The organism is Neisseria sp. CP9, assembly GCF_047758525.1.
Lineage (GTDB): Bacteria > Pseudomonadota > Gammaproteobacteria > Burkholderiales > Neisseriaceae > Neisseria.
This window is the reverse complement of record NZ_CP180502.1, coordinates 1,971,250-1,988,844: the sequence shown is the minus strand read 5'-3', so window position 1 is coordinate 1,988,844 and position 17,595 is coordinate 1,971,250. Positions and strand designations below refer to the sequence as shown.

Below are 17,595 nucleotides of genomic sequence, written 5' to 3'. Positions count from 1 at the left end.
TTTGCCTTTAAGCGGCGGCGAGGCTGATTAACTCTGCCGCATGGCTGCGGGTCGTGTCGGTAATGATTTCGCCGCCAAGCATACGGGCGATTTCTTCGATACGCTGCTGATGGTCCAAAACGCTGATTTCGCTGACAGTTTGTTCGCCTTCGCTGTGTTTGCGCACCTGCCAATGGTTTTCACCGCAGGAAGCGACTTGCGGCAGGTGGGTCACGGCGAGCACCTGATGTTTTTTACCCAAAGCACGCAGGGCTTTGCCGACCATTTCTGCCACGCCGCCGCCGATACCGGTATCGACTTCGTCAAAAATCAGCGTGGGGACTTGCGTGTATTGGCTGGTGACCACCTGCAAGGCAAGGCTGATACGGGCAAGTTCGCCGCCGGAGGCGACTTTGTTCAGCGGACGGGACGGATTGCCTTTGTTGGCGGCAACTTGGAACTGCACTTGCTCCAAACCGTGCGCCGTCGGGGAAGACGGCAGTAGGACGATGTCGAAACGCGCGCCTTTCATGGCGAGATGCTGCATATGTCCGGTCGTTTCCTCGCCCAACCTGCCCGCCGCCTGATGGCGCATGGCGGAAAGAACGTGGGCTGCCTCCTGATATTCGGCAAGGTTGCGGGCAACGGTTTGCGTCAACGCTTCCAAATCGGCAGCGGCTTGCAGGCTTTGCAGGCGCTCGTCGATTTCAGCCAGCTTTTGCGGCAGGGCTTCAGGCTCAATGCGGTATTTCCGCGCCATCCCCATCAGCTCGCCCATGCGCTGCTCCTGCGCCGCCAACTCGTTGGGATCGATGTCGCTTCGGCCTGCGACGTCGCGCATATTGGCACTGATTTCGCCCAATTCGGCTTCAATGCTCGCCAGCATATTCAGGCTTTCGGCAAAGCGCGGCTCGATGTTTTGCAGATTGGTCAATAATTTTTGGCATTGATAAATTTGACGTTGGATGCCGTTGTCGCCATCGATGTAGTCGCCGACTTCTTCGGCAGCCTGCAACAGCTCGGCAGAATGGGCAAGGCTGTCGTGGCTTTGGCTGAGGGCTTCCCATTCGCCTTGTTTGACGTCCAACTGGTTCAATTCGTTGAACTGCCATTCTAAACGCTCACGCTCGATAATGATGGTCTCAGCGTGTTCTTGCGCCTCTTGGAGGGCTTTTTTCGCATTGACCCAGTTTTGATAAAGCTGTCCGACGGTTTCCGCCTGCGCTTTGCTGCCTGCAAATGCGTCCAGCAATTCGCGCTGGGCGGATTCTTGATTGAGGGAATGGTGGGCGTTTTGCCCGTGAATGTCGATAAGCTGCCCGCCGACGGCTTTGAGCTGCGCCAGCGTGGCTGCCTGATTGTTGATAAAGCTGCGGCTTTTCCCTTTGGCATCGATGATGCGGCGGATGCTGAGTTCTTCCGCGTCTTCGTCTAGAAAACCCTGCTCCTGCAATTGGGCTTTGAGATCGGGCAAAAGGCTGATGTCAAACAATGCCGACAACTGCGCTTCCTTTGCGCCGCTGCGGACTTGGCTGTAATCAGCCTTATCGCCCAACAAAAGCCCGATTGCATCCAACGTAATCGATTTGCCCGCGCCTGTCTCGCCGGTCAAGACGGTAAAACCGCTTTGGAAATCCAGATTGAGGTTTTCAACAATGACAAAATCGCGCAGGGAAAGTGCCAACAGCATGGTAGTATTCCTTAGTAAATCGACCGCACATCGGCGGCTAACTTTAGATATGCTGATTATAACTAAGATTTTTTATAGTTTGAATAAGGTTTTTCTTATTTTATATCTAACAAGCTGAATACAATGATATTATTTTTTGAAAAAAGGTCGTCTGAAAACCCGTTTCAAATTTTCAGACGACCTTTTCACATCTCCAGCCTTGTTTTAATTAATCAGCCGCTCCGGTGCTTCTTCCTGATCCTCTTCCTCGCCCGTCGGTGGCATTTCGACCAAATCAGGCAAGACCAATTCGCCCAATTCCGTCAGCGGCGGCAAATCTTCCAAACTGTCCAGGCGCAAATCGCTCAAAAACGTCGGCGTCGTCGCCCACAACGCAGGCCGACCGACAGAATCTCGATGCCCGATCACTTCAATCCAGCCCCTGTCCTGCAAGGTCTGCATCACGTTCTGCGACACCGCCACGCCGCGTATGCCCTCAATGTCGCCGCGCGTCACCGGCTGCTGGTAGGCTATAATCGCCAGCGTTTCCATTACGGCGCGGGAATAGCGCGGCGCACGCTGCTCCTGAAGGCTGCCCAGCCGCTCGAATGCCGCCTGCGCAATCTGAAACCGCCAGCCCTCGTGCGTATGCACCAGTTGCAACGCCCTGCCCTGCCAACGCGTTTTCAACTGCGCCAACACGTCGATTAATTTGTCCTGCGACAGCGGCGGCACACACAATTCGCGCATGGATTTTTCGTTTAAGGGTTCGGTTTGGGTCAAAAGCGCAGCTTCGATCAGCGCGTCGGGAGGGAGTTTTTCAGTCATAACGTTAAAATTTAATTGTTTTGATGTTTTCAGACGACCTTAGACAAGGACTCTTTTCAGTTTTATATGTTGGTTTTAAATGTTACAAACAGGTCGTCTGAAAAATTTATTCTGAGGTTTCAGACGACCTGTTTGAAGATAGTGAAACCTCTTTTGGCATTCCACTATACCGCCCTACTCGTCCGCAGGCTTCTGCCCTTTGCGTTCTGCTTTTCTGGCTTCGCGCACGGCTTTGAGTTCGGCTTCTTTTTGTCGGGCTTTTTTAAGCCATGTTTCCCATTGGTTCGGCGTTTCGAGGGTAATTCTGCCGATTTTGCCTTCGCGGAAGTCGGTGAGGATGTTTTCGGCGGCTTTTTGGTAGTTGACCCGTCCGCCGCTCAAGACTGCGCCGCGTTTTTTGGCTATCCATTCGAGCCATGAGTTGTCGTCCCAGTGGCTGCTGGGGTCTTTGTCGGCTTGGTAGCGTTCTTGCAGCATGGGGAGGTAGTGGCGTCGGAGGTAATCTAGGAGCTCGAGGGCGACTTCTTCTTCGTCCAGCGCGTTGCGTCCGACTGCGCCACCAGCGGCGAGGTTGTAGCCGCTTTCTTCGACGATGATTTTCGGCCACAGCATTCCGGGTGTATCGTAGAGCCAGAAGTCGTCGGCGAGGAAAAGGCGTTGTTCGGCTTTGGTGATGCCGGGTTCGTTGCCGGTTTTGGCGGATTTTTTGCCTATCATGCCGTTGATGAGGGTGGATTTGCCGACGTTGGGGATGCCGCAGATGAGGACGCGCAGGGGTTTGTCTATGCCTTGGCGGTGGGGAATCATGGCGCGGCAGGCTTGGGTGATTTTGCCGTGTGCGCCGGTTTCGGACGAATCGAGGGCGATGGCGCGGGTGTCGGGGCGGCTGTTGTAGTGTTCGAGCCAGATTTTGGTTCGCTCGGGGTCGGCAAGGTCTTGTTTGTTGAGGATTTTGAGTTTGGGTTTGCCTTTGGAAAGCTGGGCAAGCAGGGGGTTTTCGCTGGAGGCGGGCATTCGTGCGTCCAGCATTTCAATCACCATATCGACGCTTTTGGCGCGCTCGGCGATGGCTTTTTTTGCTTTGTTCATGTGGCCGGGAAACCATTGGATTGCCATGTTTTGTTCTTTCTGTCTGATTTGCGGTGGGGTCGTCTGAAAAGCGGTTCGGCGGTGTTTTCAGACGACCTGAGGTTTGTCCGTTTTCTGTGCAAAGGTCGTCTGAAAGCCTACGCGGTTTTTCAGACGACCTTTTGGTTTGGGGCGCTCAAGGTTTAGAGGTTGCCGCGTTCGTAGCGGTAGTAGCCGGCTTCGTCCATACATTGTTCGAGGGATTTGGATTCGCGTCCGTGTTTGGCGTCGTGTTGCGCTTGTGATTTGCAGATATTGATTTGACGGGAAACTTCGGCTTCGCTTGCGCCGGTGCGGTGCCAACGGTAGGCGGGGACTTCGGTGGCGCAGGCGGCGAGTGTGCAGGCGAGTGCGAGGGTGAGGATGTGTTTCATGGGTTTCTCCTTTTATAGTGGATTAAATTTAAACCAGTACGGCGTTGCCTCGCCTTGCCGTACTATTTGTACTGTCTGCGGCTTCGCCGCCTTGTCCTGATTTAAATTTAATCCACTATATATCGAAAAGGTCGTCTGAAAAGGGGAATCAGCGTCCGGACAGGTTGTGCGCCTGTCTGTGGCGGACCAGCAGTTCGTAATGCCCTTGCAGGCGCTGGGCGAGTTTTTCAACGACATAGACGGAACGGTGCTGCCCGCCGGTACAGCCGATGGCGATGGTTACGTAGCTGCGGCTTTCTTTTTGCAGGCGCGGGAGCCAGTGGTTCATAAAGTGGTCGATGTCATCGACCATTTCCTGCACCAAGGGCTGCTGGTCGAGATACTCTTGAATGGGGGCGTCCATGCCGGTGTAGGGGCGCAGCTCGGGATCGTAATAGGGATTGGGCAGGCTGCGCATATCGAACATGAAATCGGCGTTGTTCGGCACGCCGTATTTGAAACCGAAAGACTCGAGGATCACCAAAAGCCCTCTGCGCTCGATGTTGAGCCATTGTTGGACGGCGTAACGCAGTTGCTGCGCGTTCATTTTGGATGTGTCGATGCAGTAGGCGATGTCTTTGAGCGGGAACAGCCATTCGCGCTCTTTTTGCAGGCTTTCCAGCAGGGTAAGGTTCAGTCCCGACAGCGGATGGCCTCGCCGAGTTTCGGAAAAACGGCGCACCAGTACGCTTTCTTCTGCTTCAACAAACAATACTTCGACCTGATGGCCTTCATCGCGCAAGTATTGGATTTGCTCTTGCGCTTCCTGAATGTTGATGCCGGAACGGACATCGACGCTCACGCCGAGTTTGGTTTCATCGGCGCGTTCAATGTGGTGCAGTACCAGCGAAGGCAGCATTTCCAGCGGCAGGTTGTCCACGCAGAAATAGCCGAGGTCTTCAAGCTGTTTGAGGGCAACGGACTTACCCGAGCCGGACAATCCGCTAATCAGGACGATTTTCATGGTTTTGTTCGTTTTCTTTGAGTTGTGTTTGATGGCGTTCGAGGAATTCTTTGGTGCTGTCTTTGCCGCGCAACTGGAGGATGTAGTTGCGCACCGCCGCTTCAACCAATACCGCAAGGTTTCGACCGACGGCGACTGGCAGGGTGACGGAACGGACGTTCACATTGAGGATGGACTCGGTTTCCGTGCGTATGCTCAAGCGGTCGAGCTGCTTCATGTAATCGTCGTCGGCAGCGACAAGGTTGATAATCAACTGGAGGATTTTTTTCGGGCGGATAGAAGTTTCGCCGAAAATGTGGCGGATATTGAGTATACCCAAACCGCGCACTTCAAGGAAATCGCGCAGCATTGGCGGGCAGCGGCCTTCGAGTGTTTCGGGGCCGGTGCGGAAAAGCTCGACCGCATCATCGGCGATCAGGCTGTGTCCGCGCGAAATCAATTCCAACGCCAGCTCGCTTTTACCCAAGCCGGAATGACCGGTAATCAGCACGCCGACTTCAAATACATCGAGGAATACGCCGTGTTTGACGATGGAGGTCGCCAACGTGCGCTGCAGATAAATCCGCAACACGTCCATCAAATACGGGCTTTCGAGCTTGGAAGTCAGCAGCGGGATGTCGTTTTTATGGCAGTAGTCGCGCAATTTGGGCGAAACCGCCAGACCGTTGGCAACGATGACCAGCGACATGGGGATATCGAAGAGTTCGCCGAAGTCGTAATTCAACTCGCCCGATTCGAGGCGTTTGAGATATTCGGCTTCGGCAACACCGACGACTTGGATTTGATTGGGGTGGATAAAATTCAAATGGCCGACCAACGCCAAAACGGGTTTGTCGGCCTCTACTCCGATGCGGTTGTCCGCACCCGAATTGCCTGCCGCCCAAGCAAGTTGGAGCTTGTGCTGATTATCGGAAAACAGGCGGCGGACGGATATACTGGGCATTCTTTACTCTTCTGCCAGAAGTTTGCGCACCTCCTCGGCGGAGGTTGCGGACATCAAGGCTTCACGGACGGCTTTTTGCGAGAACCTGCCCGCCAGTTTGGACAAGACTTCCAAATGCTCGCCGGTCGCATTTTCCGGCACCAACAAAGTGAAAATCAGGGATACGGGTTTGCCGTCGGGCGCATCGAAAGCGACCGGTTCTTTCGTGCGGATAAACGCGCCGGTGGCTTTTTTCACGCAGGCATGACGGCCGTGCGGGATGGCGACGCCCTGCCCCAATCCGGTCGAACCCAGCTTTTCGCGGGCAAACAGGCAGTCGAAGACATCGCCGTGAGGTAATTCTGCTTCATGTTCAAGCAGCAGGCCCGCTTCTTCAAACAAGCGTTTTTTGCTGCCGACTTCCAAGTCCAAAACGATATGGGACAAAGGCAAAATTTCGCCGATAAGGCTCATAGAAATCTCTTTTGATGTGGCAAAATGAAATGGAATTGTACCGACTGTCTGTACAAACCTCAATCCTGAACACGCAATTTACACTCAGATTGCTAACAAGAAACGCTGCTTCTTTGATATTTCTTAACCCATACAAAAGGTCGTCTGAAAACGGCGGCAAATGGCTTGCAGCAGGTTCGGACACCGGATGAAACCCTGCCGCCATCCATCAATCCGCCCTTCCCCAAAAAGCAAAACGTCGTCTGAAACCCTTTTCAGACGACGTGTTATCCATTCTATAGTGGATTAAATTTAAATCAGGACAAGGCGACGAAGCCGCAGACAGTACAGATAGTACGGAACCGATTCACTTGGTGCTTCAGCACCTTAGAGAATCGTTCTCTTTGAGCTAAGGCGAGGCAACGCCGTACTGGTTTATAGTTAATCCACTATATTGCCTTACAACCGCGTAGCAGCCACAGTCCACAAATAATGCCCCGACAGACCCAAAAACCACAGCAGACCGATATGATTGTTATCCAAAAACACTTTAAAACAAGTCTGGCGGTCGCGGGTTTTGATGGCATGGTATTGACCGATTTGCAGCCACGCCACCGCAGGCAGCATAATCCAATACGGCCATGTCGCGCCGATTTTCACGCCCAATACCGCCATCAGCGCGGTAAACCAAAAATGACAGAGCATGGAAGCGGAAATATCGTGATCGCCGAACGTGATTGCCGAAGTTTTGATCCCGATTTTCAAATCGTCTTCCTTGTCCGCCATCGCATAAATCGTGTCGTAGGCAAGCGTCCACAAAGCATTGGCGGTAAACATCAGCCACGCCGTAGAAGGCACGCCGCTGCGGACGGCGGCAAACGCCATCGGAATCCCAAAAGAAAACGCCAGCCCCAAATAAAACTGCGGCAGCGGGAAAAAACGTTTGGTAAAGGGGTAAGTCATCGCCAGAAACAGCGCGGGAACGCTCATCACCCAAGTCAACAGGTTCAGCGGCGTCATGCAGAGGGCGGCGAGCAGGCAGAGGATGACGGTCAGCAGAATCGCTTCCGTTTTAGAAACCAACCCGCGGGCAAAGGGGCGGTTTTTCGTGCGCTCGACCGAGCCGTCAAAATTGCGGTCGGCAAAGTCATTGATCACGCAGCCTGCGCTGCGCATAAAGAATGTACCGGCAGTAAACGCCCAAAAAATATCCGCTTGCGGAAGACCTTCCGAAGCGACCCATAACGCCCAATAGGTCGGCCAAAGCAGCAGCAACGTGCCGATAGGCTTGTCGATGCGCATCAATTTACCGTATATGACCATCCGTCCGACGGCATAGCGCGGGAAAAAATGTAGGAGAACACGTCTTATCTTCATGCGAATGTGAAAAATATGTTATTGGTATAATAAATCAATTTGTAATTATTGCTTAGCGTATTATGTTCATTATAAATCAATTTTTAGATTTTACTATTTTATTTAGACCCTTATCCCCAACTTTTACAGAAAGATACAAAAACGGCATATCCGAGCCCTACACAAACTGCGCCAACCCCGCCAAAAAATATTCCGTCAGTTCCAACACCTCGCCATCCCAATCAAAATAAGACCTGCGGGCAGCGACAGGTCGTCTGAAATCATCCTGACCGCCAACGTTTTCCATCAGGCAAAACTCGAATGCCGAACGCTTCAAGGGCAGCGTACCGTCAAACAGCCGCTCGCCCAAAGGCTGCGTGCCGCAATCCAACACGCCGCGCCAGGCTTGCGATTGCGGGCTGCACGCGCTGCGCGCCTGTACGACGGGAACGCCGTCCAGATGCAGCAAAACGTCGCGGACGAATTGCGGGGCGGCGGTTTCGGCATGGTTTTCGCCAAACGAATTGCCCTGCCCGTCCAGTTCGCCCATATACAGCACTTTTACCGTAAAACTGCCGCCCAAGGCGCGTAAAGCGGCTGTCAGCGATTGTGCTTGACACAAAACGGCGGCGCGTTTGCCCCAGCCCTGCGGCAGTTCGTCGGGAAGTTTGTCTTGCCAATTCAAGGGGGGATTCATGGGGTTTAGATTGATGTGTTTCATGGCAAAATGAATAAATTTTCAGACGACCTCTAAATTTTAAAAGGTCGTCTGAAAACTTATTTAATAATCGGGGTGGCGAGAACAGCCAGAGTAAAGAATTTTACAATCATTTGAATACTGACTACACCCGTCAAAAGCTTTTTGTTCTGCTTTCTCTAGATAATCATCACTTTTTGCACTAGCGCTTTTACTGCCCACAGCAATCGCACTGCAAGCATTGCGAACTTCCGTCATCTTACGACAACCCTTTCCATCTCTATGCAATGGATTTTGACCGCCTCCTGCTTTAATGCAGTTTGCCAATGCCTCTTTATTGGCGGAACGATAGCCTTCAGTATTATTTTCTGCATAGCCAACGGCATCATTGGCAGGATTATAATAAATGACACCCCAGCGGTTCGGAATCTTGACGACTCGGTTTGTTTGCCCTATAGGTCGGTTATTGCCACTACAACCAGGTAGGTCAGGATGGTAAACGCAAGGATTACTCATCTCATTAGCTAGAATCAGTTGACTTAAGGTTACCATTATGAACGTTAAAAATAACTTTTTCATTATTAATCCTTTATTTTATTCCAGTGCTACCGTCATCTTTTTTTACTTCTATCCTTATTCACTCTAGGCGACCCATCCGAATTGGTCGGGCTGTTTCCACCTTGCAGAATGTTATAAGTATTGAACCCCAACGACGACCCGATCAGATTCCCCACCAGCAACGGCGCGGTGATCATCAGCGTACCCATCATCAGCCCCAAACCGCCCTGCATGATCGTAATCTGCACAATACCCAGTCACGATGGAATATTGCTTGTTTACTGCATAAAATTTTCAGACGACCTCAAATCTTAAAAAGACCGTCTGAAAAATCAAATCAATTAATAACGGTACTGAGGATGGCGCGAACAGCCTGAATAAAATATTTTGCAGCCATTTGAATATTTTCCGCAGCCTTCAAGAGCTTTCTGCTCCGCCTTCTCTAGATAAACATCATTTTTTGCAGCATAACTTTCATTACTAACTGCTATAGCACCACATTGATTACGATATTCGGTTACTGAACGACACCCTTGCCCATCTCTATGAGATGGATTTTTACCACCTCCCGATCTAATGCACATTTCTAGTGCCTCACGTCGAGCAGATTTATAACCTTCAGTATTGTTTTCTGCATAGCCCACCGCATCGTTGGCAGGATTATAATAAATGACACCCCAACGATTGGGAATATTAATTACCCGTCGTGACGCAGAAGAACCATTTGCCCCGCACCCTGCCAAATCAGGACGTTGAATACAGGGATTCATCACCGGATCATTGATGGCATTCAGCCCTTCGGCAGAGATAAATCCACTTAATACCATAGAAAATACTAAAAATATTCTTTTTACCATTTCATCCTCCATTTCTTACTACCAAAGACATTGTGTTACTCCCTTTATCCTTAATCCCAAGGCACATTAACAACGAACCCAAAAAACTTCAGTCCCTTGGAAATACTGCTTGGACGAATCATACAGCAAGCACAAGCTGAACCCCAGTTCCGTCAGTATCTCCAGCGACAGCGCAGTTTCGTTTAGCAGCAATGCTCCGCCACTTTTAATCGTTTTCAGACGACCTTTCGTCCGTCTCCACCTTATCCAACTCCATCCACTCCGCATCGGGAAAATCTGTTTTCAGACGACCCTTTAGATATGCCAAGCTGTCTTGGGCGATGTGTTTGTCGCGGCTGTCGTGGATGTGGTTGAAAATCAGGCTGTGCAAGCTGATGCCGTATTGTTTGAGCGCGGCGAAACTGAGCAGGGTGTGGTTGATGCTGCCGAGCCGTCCGCTGGTAACGAGAATGACGGGATAAGCCTGTTGCTGAACATAATCAATGGTTAACAGGTTTTCCGTCAGCGGAACCATCAATCCGCCCGCGCCTTCGACCAATACGATTTCGTATTGTGCCGCCAGCTGCTGCGTAGCGGCGCGGATTTTGTTCAAGTCCAAAGCCCTGCCGTCCAGACGGGCGGCGAGGTGGGGCGAAGCGGGATAGCTGAAGATTTCGGGCATGGTCAGCCGCTGTTTGTCGGCTTCCTGCATGGGTATGCCCATGATTTTGCGGTGGACGGCAATGTCGTCGGCGATGTTTTGGCAACCGGTTTGCACGGGCTTTTGCGTGATCACGCTTTTGCCCTGCTGCAACAATTGTTTTGCCAACATGCCGGTGGCGACGGTTTTGCCTATGTCCGTGTCTATGCCGCTAACGAAGTAAACGCCTTTCATTTGCTGTGTTCCTTCAAAATTTGCACGGTTTTGTCGGCAAGTTCGGTCAAGAGGTCGTCTGAAATGATGTAAGGCGGCATGAGGTACACCAGCCTGCCGAACGGGCGCACCCAAATGCCCTGCGCCACGCAATCCGCTTGAAAACGCGCCATATCCACGCCTTTTTCCAACTCGATCACGCCGATGGCACCCAAAACGCGCACGTCTTTCACGCCGCGAATGTCCCATGCGGTTTTCAGACGACCTTTCAGGATGCTTTCGATGCGGCGGATATTTGCCTGCCAATCTTGGGACAAAAGCAGCTTGACCGAAGCGCAGGCAACGGCACACGCCAGCGGGTTCGCCATAAATGTCGGGCCGTGCATAAACACGCCCGCTTCGCCGCGCGAAATCGTTTCGGTGACTTTTTGCGAAGTGATTGCCGCCGCCAACGTCATATAGCCGCCGCTCAAGCCCTTGCCGATACACATAATATCCGGCACGACCTGCGCGTGTTCGCAGGCAAACATCTTACCCGTGCGCCCGAATCCGGTGGCGATTTCGTCAAAAATCAACACGATATCAAATTCGTCGCACAAATCGCGCAAACCGCGAAGATACTGCGGATGATAAAAATACATGCCGCCCGCGCCCTGCACGACCGGTTCCAAAATAAAGGCGGCGATATCCGCATGATGCGCTTCAAACAAGGCGCGGACAGGCTGCAAATCCGCCTCGTCCCACTCATCATCGAAACGGCTTTTCGGATTATCGACAAAATAACGCTGCGGCAGAGCGCTGCCGAAAATATGGTGCATCCCCGTTTCCGGATCGCAGACGGACATCGCGTTCCAAGTATCGCCGTGATACCCGCGCCGCACCGTCGCAATATTCTGCTTCGCGGTCAAACCCCGCGCCTGCTGGTATTGCACCGCCATTTTCAACGCAACTTCCACCGAAACCGAACCCGAATCCGCATAAAAAATACGGTTCAGCCCCTGCGGCAAAATCCCGACCAACAACTTGCCCAGTTCCACCGCCGGCCCGTGCGTCAAACCGCCGAACATCACATGCGACATTTGCTTAATCTGCGCCTCAACCGCCTGATTCAAAACAGGATGATTGTAGCCATGTATCGCACACCACCAAGACGACATCCCGTCAATCAGCCGCGTGCCGTCCGCCAATTCGATATGCACGCCCTCCGCTCGGCGCACCGGATAAACAGGCAAAGGGTCGGTCATAGACGTATAGGGATGAAGCAGATGGGCGCGGTCGAAATCGAGCAGGGAGGAAGTGTGTTCGGGCAACATATTTTCTGAGAAGGGTTTATATCAAATTCCGCTATTTTAACCCACTCTGATTAGATGAAAACCTGAAAAGTCTCTATCGGATAAGGGAAAGGTCGTCTGAAAACCTGTTTTCGGTGATGTGGTTCATATCCGGCATAGCATGCAGAAAATTTTCAGACAGCCTAAAAATAACGCCGTTTGAAAGGCGGACTTTCAAACGGCTTGTTTTGAGAATTTCAAGTGAGATAGCTAATCACGGTATGAACATGAATACGCCCTATATCCTGTCAATATCCAAAACTAAGGACTTTAAAAGACAAATTCAGGTCAATGAAGGCAGATTAATGCAGCGTACCGTTTTGTCCTTCATCAGAGTCGCAGAAATTGCAGTAATGATAGACGTCGACGTCTATTTCCGTACCCGTCAGATAACAAAATTCTATGATTTCCCGACTAAATCCTATATAGGGATTTTGTTCTGCATCCACAACATATTCAGGGACAATTTCCAACCAAAATTTTGCTTGGTATTGCCGACGGAATTGGGCAAGTGCATCAATGTTCCCGTGCAATTGGCGGACAATCCGCAGGCACTGTCCTTCTGCATCATTGACCGGCTGATCTTGGCGGCAGCCATTCCATGCGCTCCAATCAGCCGGCTGTGGTCGTGGCATTCCATTAGCTAAATGCGTCTCTCCACATCGGGTAACAGAAAACGGCTGGATACCGAGCAATTGCGTCAATTCATCGGCGCAATTGTGGTCGGATACCATACGGAAATAGCTGTAACAATTGGGGAGAATCATCATATTTTTGTTTTCAGACGACCTTCACATCATCCCTACAACTCAATCCCTTTCAACTTCGCCACGGTGTTGATGTCTTTATCGCCGCGGCCGGACAGGTTGACCAGAATCACTTGGTCTTTGCCCATTTTCGGCGCGTTGGCGACTGCCCATGCGAGGGCGTGGCTGGATTCGAGCGCGGGGATGATGCCTTCGAAGCGGCACAACAAATCAAAGGCTTCGAGTGCTTCGTCGTCTTTGGCGACGGTGTATTCGACGCGTTTGATGTCGTTCAGGTGGCTGTGTTCCGGGCCGATGCCGGGATAGTCGAGGCCTGCGGACACGGAGTGCGTCCCCAAAACTTGGCCGTTTTCGTCCTGCATCAGGTAGCTGCGGAAGCCGTGCAATACGCCGATGGGGGCTTTGCTGGTAATCGGCGCGGCGTGGTCGGGGGTGTCCACACCCAAACCGCCGGCTTCCACGCCGACGAGGCGCACGTTTTCTTCGCCGATATACGGGTGGAACAGGCCGATGGCGTTCGAGCCGCCGCCGACGCAGGCAACGGCGACGTCGGGTTGTCTGCCGATGGCTTCCTGCATCTGCGCTTTGGCTTCGTTGCCGATAACGCATTGGAAATCGCGCACCATTTCGGGATACGGCGCGGGGCCGGCGGCGGTGCCGATGATGTAGAACGTGTCGTCCACGCGGGCGACCCATTCGCGCATGGCTTCGTTCATCGCGTCTTTCAGCGTGCGGCTGCCGCTGTCGACGCTGACCACGTTCGCGCCCAATAATTTCATGCGGAACACGTTGGGCATTTGGCGCTGGATGTCGTCCGCGCCCATGTACACGTCGCAAGTCATGCCGAAGCGGGCGGCAACAGTGGCGGAGGCCACGCCGTGCTGACCCGCGCCGGTTTCGGCGATGACGCGTTTTTTGCCCATACGGCGGGCAAGCAGTGCCTGACCGATGGTGTTGTTTACCTTGTGCGCGCCGGTGTGGTTCAAGTCTTCGCGCTTCAACCAGATTTGCGCGCCGCCCAGATGCTCGGACAATCGCGCGGCATGGTAAACGGGGCTGGGGCGGCCGACGTAGTGTTTCAAATCGTGGTGGAACTCTTCCCAAAACGACGGGTCGTTTTTCGCTGCTTGATAGGCATCTGCCAACTCTTGCAAGGCGGGAATCAGGGTTTCGGCAACATAAAGTCCGCCGTGTTCGCCGAAAAAGCCCTTCTCATCGGGCGCTTGGTAGTTTTTCATCGGATTTCTTCCTTGTCTGTTTTTTCAGACGGCCTCAGTCTGTTAAAGGCCGTCTGAAAGGGGAAACTGTCGGCAATTATAACTGTTTTTCACACAAACCCGCCATTTCGAAAAACGCCCGATACGCCGCCGCCTTTTTCGCCAAACTCAAAGGATAAGCGCGCGAAGTGGACGGCAGGCGGGTCAGGGTCAAATCCCGTCCGGCAAACGGAAACGGCACGGTTTCGCCCGTTTTCGGCATTTTGATGCCGCCGCCCTGAATATCGAGCAGGATTTCCGTCGCTTTGCCGCCGGTGGTGCAGATATGGCGGCAGTCGGGCATCTGCGCCAACACCGCCGCCAAATCGACTGTTTCGACCACTTGCAAAAACTTGTCGGACGCATTGCCGTGTTCCCGCACCGCCTTTAACACGGTCGGGCAGGACGCAATCCCCCGTTCGCGCAAAAACGCCTTGATTTTCTCCGCATCAAACGCTTTTTCAGCCGGCATCTGGAAATGCGCCGCATCATTAAAAAACACCAGCCCGTAGACGCGCCACATATCGTTTTGGAAATTCGGATAATGAAACTGCATCGCGCGTTTGTCTTCCTTGGGCGGAAACGTCCCCATCATCATCACCGTCGCCTGCGGCGGCAGCAAGGCAGGAAAAGGGTGGGTTTCGATTTCGAGCGGAGCGGACATCATGATTTCCTTGATAAAAAATATTGAACACGAGGCAGTCGGTTGCTGCCTTTTCAGACGACCTGCCGATTAATACTGATAGACAAGTTTTCTCCCCCAGCAAGTTTCCGGCTGTTTCACATTATTCTCTTCCACCAATTCATTTTCTGCTTTTTGGCGGGCCGATACCGTCCAAATATCGGGCTGGCCAAGCTTCCAAGTCAGCAGGGAAACATTGTTGAATACACAGCCCAAAATATCGGTTTGTTTGGGTTCAATCTCTATTTCCACAATATTCTTTTTATCGTCCAGCGTTATCAAGCCTGTAAAAGGTATATTTTCAGAAGCCAACCATGCCAGCCAAACTTTACCGGATTCATCGGATTCAATATATTTCACTTCACGCAAACCAAGCTTCACATTTTCGCCCAATTGCGGCACCGGCAGCGCGAAAGAGTCATCCAACTGACATCCTGTCAGTTGGTAATCTTCAGGAACAGACGTTCGCTTATCGTACGCACCGATATACTTCCACCCAAAATCCCCAGCATCCACACGGCACAACCAACCTTCCGACCAAACCGGTTTGTGTTCGGCTACTTCCGCTGGCTCCAGAAAGACGCCTTCGCCCATATGTTGATCATAAAACTTCCGTTCCACCGCCTTAATCATCATGCCCTTCCATTCGACAGGCTTGGGAAAGACGGCATACTCGTAAGATTCGATATCCTTTTTCCACCGAAAATGCAACTTCGTTCCGGCAGGCAATGGAAAACCGTCTACCACCGTATCCTCCCGAAGCACATACTCCTCCGGCTCTTGCTGCCCCACCCAAATGCTCCATGCCTGAACGCCCAAACAGCACAGCAAAAACACATTGAACCTGACAGCCATTGCTTTAAACAACGGTCTTTCAGCTCTCAACGTCATATCGGCAAGCATCAAGCTCAGTATGGCGACCACCGTCAGCCAAATAAAGTTATAAAACAGCAGCATTTATTCTTTCTTTGTTCGTTATATTGAAATTTCTCTCGTTATCAAAGCCATATTGCTTCAACTTACCTATTATAAATAAAGGGTCGTCTGAAACCCAATTTCAATAAAGTAAAAATACCCGAACAAAAATTTCAGACGACCCCTGCCTTGTCCTGAAACAAGTTTACAAGCCGACAGACAACGTTATCGCAAACGGAACAGCCGCTTTAGCGATATGTTAGAATAAAACCACGAAACATAGAAAAGAAAGGTCTCAATGCAAAAAATTCCTATTGAATACTACAACCTCAATTTATTCGAACGACTGGACAGGCCTGTCATTGCTTTCGTAAAAAAAAGGCCGTTCAGGAAAGTGGAGAACCTTCATGTCTTTGCTTCAACAGAGGCATATGAAAAAGAAAGGAGAAAGTTTGAAATCACCGGCTACAAAGCGCAAACCATCCCTTTAGGCATGTCTCTTGATGCGGTTATCTGGCAACCCTATTATGTAAACCTTGTTATATCCGGACTTGATACATCGGACATTATCTTTTCCAAAGACGATTTGCAGCCCCTGAAAGACCTTATCGACAGCTTTTGCATTATGTTTGCAGCAACAAATGCCGAAATAGAAAATGCGAAAGCCTACGAGTTGATGAAAAACAAAACCGTTTATTTTCTCGGACGACTCATTACCAAAGAGTTTAAGGTGGGAGACAGAATCGGTTTCGAAGGCATTCAAAGAGAATCAGACGGTAAACATTATGTATCCGTCAAATGTTTCCTGACTAGGGAAAGTGCTGAAAAATTCAATATGAACAACCGCCCCGTAACGCCCGCCAATTTGGGATACCTCAAATATTTCTGGTGCAAACCGGTCATTATCGAACCACACCGAGACTACTGGATTGAGTTTCTATAACACTGACAGAGCATCCATCGTTTGATAAGGAACTTATCCTCTCTTGAATCTTTCAGACGACCTTCTGCCCGTACCGCATCAGTGTCATGCCGCCGACCGCTGCCGCGCAGCCCGCAATCAGCGAAATATGCAAAGGTTCGCCCAAAACCCACGCCGAGCTGAGCATACCGAAAATCGGCACCAACGTAATATACGCCGCCGCGCTGCCTGCACCCAAAGTCTTCACGCCTTCGAAATACCACGCGTAGGCCAATACCGTCGCGCCGATGACCAGCCACGCCAATGCCGTCCAACCGCGTGCATCCATCGCCGCCATTGCCTCAAACGGCAGTCCGTCCGTCCACAACGCCACCACCGACAACATCAGCGCGCCGATGAACGACGTTGCCGCCGTTACCGTCAACGCGTCTATCCCGCGCAAAACCGCACGCCCGATTAAGGTATAAGCCGCCCAGCAGACCACGCAGCCGAAAATCAGCCACTCCCCCGCCTTGATGCCGCCCGACAATACCGTCAACGGCTGCCCTTGCGTTACCGCCGTTATCGCACCACAGACCGCCAGCAGCATACCCGCCAAAATCTTCGCGTTTAACCGTTCGCCGAAAAGCCAAGCCGCCAGCAGAAGCGTCAGCACGGGATTCATCGCCACGACTACCGCCGCCTTACCCGCCGGCATTGCCTGCAAACCCAGCATGAAAAACACCGCATAGCCGCACACCCCGACGGAAGCAGCCACCGTCAATCCCAGCCATTGCCGCGCCGACAAAGCCGCCAAAGTCGCAAACCTGCTGCGCGCAAACAACCAGCCCAGCAACAAAACCGAAGCCAATACAAACCGAACCGCCCCGCCCGTCAGCGGCGGCAGCGACTGACCCAGCATCCGCCCCATCGGCCAAGACGCACCCCACAATACTGCCATCCCCAGCAGTTTCAAATGTACAGAATAACGTTCCATCTCATTCCTTTATCAACAAAGGTCGTCTGAAAACCAGATTCCAAGTTTTCAGACGACCTTCCAATATGG

The 17,595-nt window shown here is 51.9% G+C and carries 20 protein-coding genes; 2 read left to right on the top strand and 18 right to left on the bottom strand.

The window, feature by feature from the left end; translation table 11 throughout:
• Window positions 1–7: 7 nt before the first annotated feature.
• The 3 genes from recN to ylqF all read right to left on the bottom strand — a co-directional run bounded on the left by recN (window position 8) and on the right by ylqF (window position 3,592).
• Window positions 8–1,669 (bottom strand): DNA repair protein RecN, encoded by a 1,662-nt coding sequence (gene recN / locus ACMYUL_RS09490; protein WP_107814119.1) that lies wholly within the window; start codon window positions 1,667–1,669, stop codon window positions 8–10.
• Window positions 1,670–1,873: 204 nt separating this feature from the next.
• Window positions 1,874–2,476, bottom strand: a complete 603-nt coding sequence (gene scpB, locus ACMYUL_RS09485) for an SMC-Scp complex subunit ScpB (protein ID WP_415770195.1) — start codon at window positions 2,474–2,476, stop codon at window positions 1,874–1,876.
• A gap of 174 nt (window positions 2,477–2,650) precedes the next feature.
• The gene (gene ylqF, locus ACMYUL_RS09480) at window positions 2,651–3,592 is read right to left on the bottom strand and encodes a ribosome biogenesis GTPase YlqF (RefSeq protein WP_415770193.1); all 942 of its coding nucleotides are present in this window, start codon (window positions 3,590–3,592) and stop codon (window positions 2,651–2,653) included.
• Between the two features lie 3 nt (window positions 3,593–3,595).
• On the opposite strand from ylqF, the gene ACMYUL_RS09475 reads away from it, so the two are divergent.
• Window positions 3,596–3,751 carry a hypothetical protein gene (locus ACMYUL_RS09475; RefSeq protein ID WP_180949595.1) on the top strand — a complete coding sequence of 52 codons (156 nt, stop codon included), beginning with the start codon at window positions 3,596–3,598 and terminating at the stop codon, window positions 3,749–3,751.
• Here the strand turns inward: ACMYUL_RS09475 and ACMYUL_RS09470 are convergent.
• From ACMYUL_RS09470 to ACMYUL_RS09405, 14 genes are all read right to left on the bottom strand, one after another.
• A complete protein-coding gene (locus ACMYUL_RS09470; RefSeq protein ID WP_308905726.1) occupies window positions 3,748–3,978 on the bottom strand; it encodes a protocatechuate 3,4-dioxygenase in 231 nt (76 codons plus the stop codon). The two genes, ACMYUL_RS09475 and ACMYUL_RS09470, sit on opposite strands and share 4 nt — an antisense overlap.
• 148 nt (window positions 3,979–4,126) lie before the next feature.
• Entirely contained in the window at window positions 4,127–4,981 is an 855-nt protein-coding gene (gene rapZ, locus ACMYUL_RS09465) for an RNase adapter RapZ (protein ID WP_308905727.1), read from the bottom strand.
• Window positions 4,962–5,924, bottom strand: a complete 963-nt coding sequence (gene hprK / locus ACMYUL_RS09460; protein WP_003756089.1) for an HPr(Ser) kinase/phosphatase — start codon at window positions 5,922–5,924, stop codon at window positions 4,962–4,964. The genes rapZ and hprK overlap by 20 nt, the downstream gene beginning before the upstream one ends.
• A gap of 3 nt (window positions 5,925–5,927) precedes the next feature.
• Window positions 5,928–6,377 carry a PTS IIA-like nitrogen regulatory protein PtsN gene (gene ptsN / locus ACMYUL_RS09455; protein WP_003743926.1) on the bottom strand — a complete coding sequence of 150 codons (450 nt, stop codon included), beginning with the start codon at window positions 6,375–6,377 and terminating at the stop codon, window positions 5,928–5,930.
• Between the two features lie 438 nt (window positions 6,378–6,815).
• The gene (gene ubiA / locus ACMYUL_RS09450) at window positions 6,816–7,733 is read right to left on the bottom strand and encodes a 4-hydroxybenzoate octaprenyltransferase (RefSeq protein WP_415770189.1); all 918 of its coding nucleotides are present in this window, start codon (window positions 7,731–7,733) and stop codon (window positions 6,816–6,818) included.
• Between the two features lie 157 nt (window positions 7,734–7,890).
• Entirely contained in the window at window positions 7,891–8,433 is a 543-nt protein-coding gene (locus ACMYUL_RS09445; protein ID WP_036493203.1) for a chorismate--pyruvate lyase family protein, read from the bottom strand.
• Between the two features lie 60 nt (window positions 8,434–8,493).
• Complete coding sequence (locus ACMYUL_RS09440; protein WP_003769079.1) at window positions 8,494–8,988, bottom strand: DUF4189 domain-containing protein; 495 nt, start codon at window positions 8,986–8,988, stop codon at window positions 8,494–8,496.
• Between the two features lie 320 nt (window positions 8,989–9,308).
• Window positions 9,309–9,836, bottom strand: a complete 528-nt coding sequence (locus ACMYUL_RS09435; RefSeq protein WP_231286321.1) for a DUF4189 domain-containing protein — start codon at window positions 9,834–9,836, stop codon at window positions 9,309–9,311.
• Window positions 9,837–10,029: 193 nt separating this feature from the next.
• Entirely contained in the window at window positions 10,030–10,698 is a 669-nt protein-coding gene (gene bioD / locus ACMYUL_RS09430; RefSeq protein ID WP_415770186.1) for a dethiobiotin synthase, read from the bottom strand.
• Window positions 10,695–11,990 (bottom strand): adenosylmethionine--8-amino-7-oxononanoate transaminase, encoded by a 1,296-nt coding sequence (bioA, locus tag ACMYUL_RS09425; protein WP_415770184.1) that lies wholly within the window; start codon window positions 11,988–11,990, stop codon window positions 10,695–10,697. Before bioA ends, bioD begins: the two co-directional genes overlap by 4 nt.
• A 320-nt stretch (window positions 11,991–12,310) precedes the next feature.
• On the bottom strand, window positions 12,311–12,778 hold the full coding sequence (locus tag ACMYUL_RS09420; protein WP_415770182.1) for a DUF4279 domain-containing protein: 468 nt from the start codon (window positions 12,776–12,778) through the stop codon (window positions 12,311–12,313).
• 32 nt (window positions 12,779–12,810) lie between these two features.
• On the bottom strand, window positions 12,811–14,013 hold the full coding sequence (trpB, locus tag ACMYUL_RS09415; protein ID WP_415770180.1) for a tryptophan synthase subunit beta: 1,203 nt from the start codon (window positions 14,011–14,013) through the stop codon (window positions 12,811–12,813).
• A gap of 76 nt (window positions 14,014–14,089) precedes the next feature.
• Entirely contained in the window at window positions 14,090–14,695 is a 606-nt protein-coding gene (locus tag ACMYUL_RS09410; RefSeq protein WP_342031825.1) for a DNA glycosylase, read from the bottom strand.
• 69 nt (window positions 14,696–14,764) lie between these two features.
• Window positions 14,765–15,670, bottom strand: coding sequence for a hypothetical protein (locus ACMYUL_RS09405; protein WP_342031826.1), 906 nt, complete (start codon window positions 15,668–15,670; stop codon window positions 14,765–14,767).
• Window positions 15,671–15,926: 256 nt separating this feature from the next.
• On the opposite strand from ACMYUL_RS09405, the gene ACMYUL_RS09400 reads away from it, so the two are divergent.
• Window positions 15,927–16,571, top strand: a complete 645-nt coding sequence (locus ACMYUL_RS09400) for a hypothetical protein (RefSeq protein WP_342031827.1) — start codon at window positions 15,927–15,929, stop codon at window positions 16,569–16,571.
• A 52-nt stretch (window positions 16,572–16,623) separates the two neighbouring features.
• On the opposite strand, the gene ACMYUL_RS09395 is transcribed toward ACMYUL_RS09400, so the two are convergent.
• The gene (locus ACMYUL_RS09395) at window positions 16,624–17,526 is read right to left on the bottom strand and encodes a DMT family transporter (protein ID WP_415770177.1); all 903 of its coding nucleotides are present in this window, start codon (window positions 17,524–17,526) and stop codon (window positions 16,624–16,626) included.
• Window positions 17,527–17,595 lie beyond the last annotated feature (69 nt).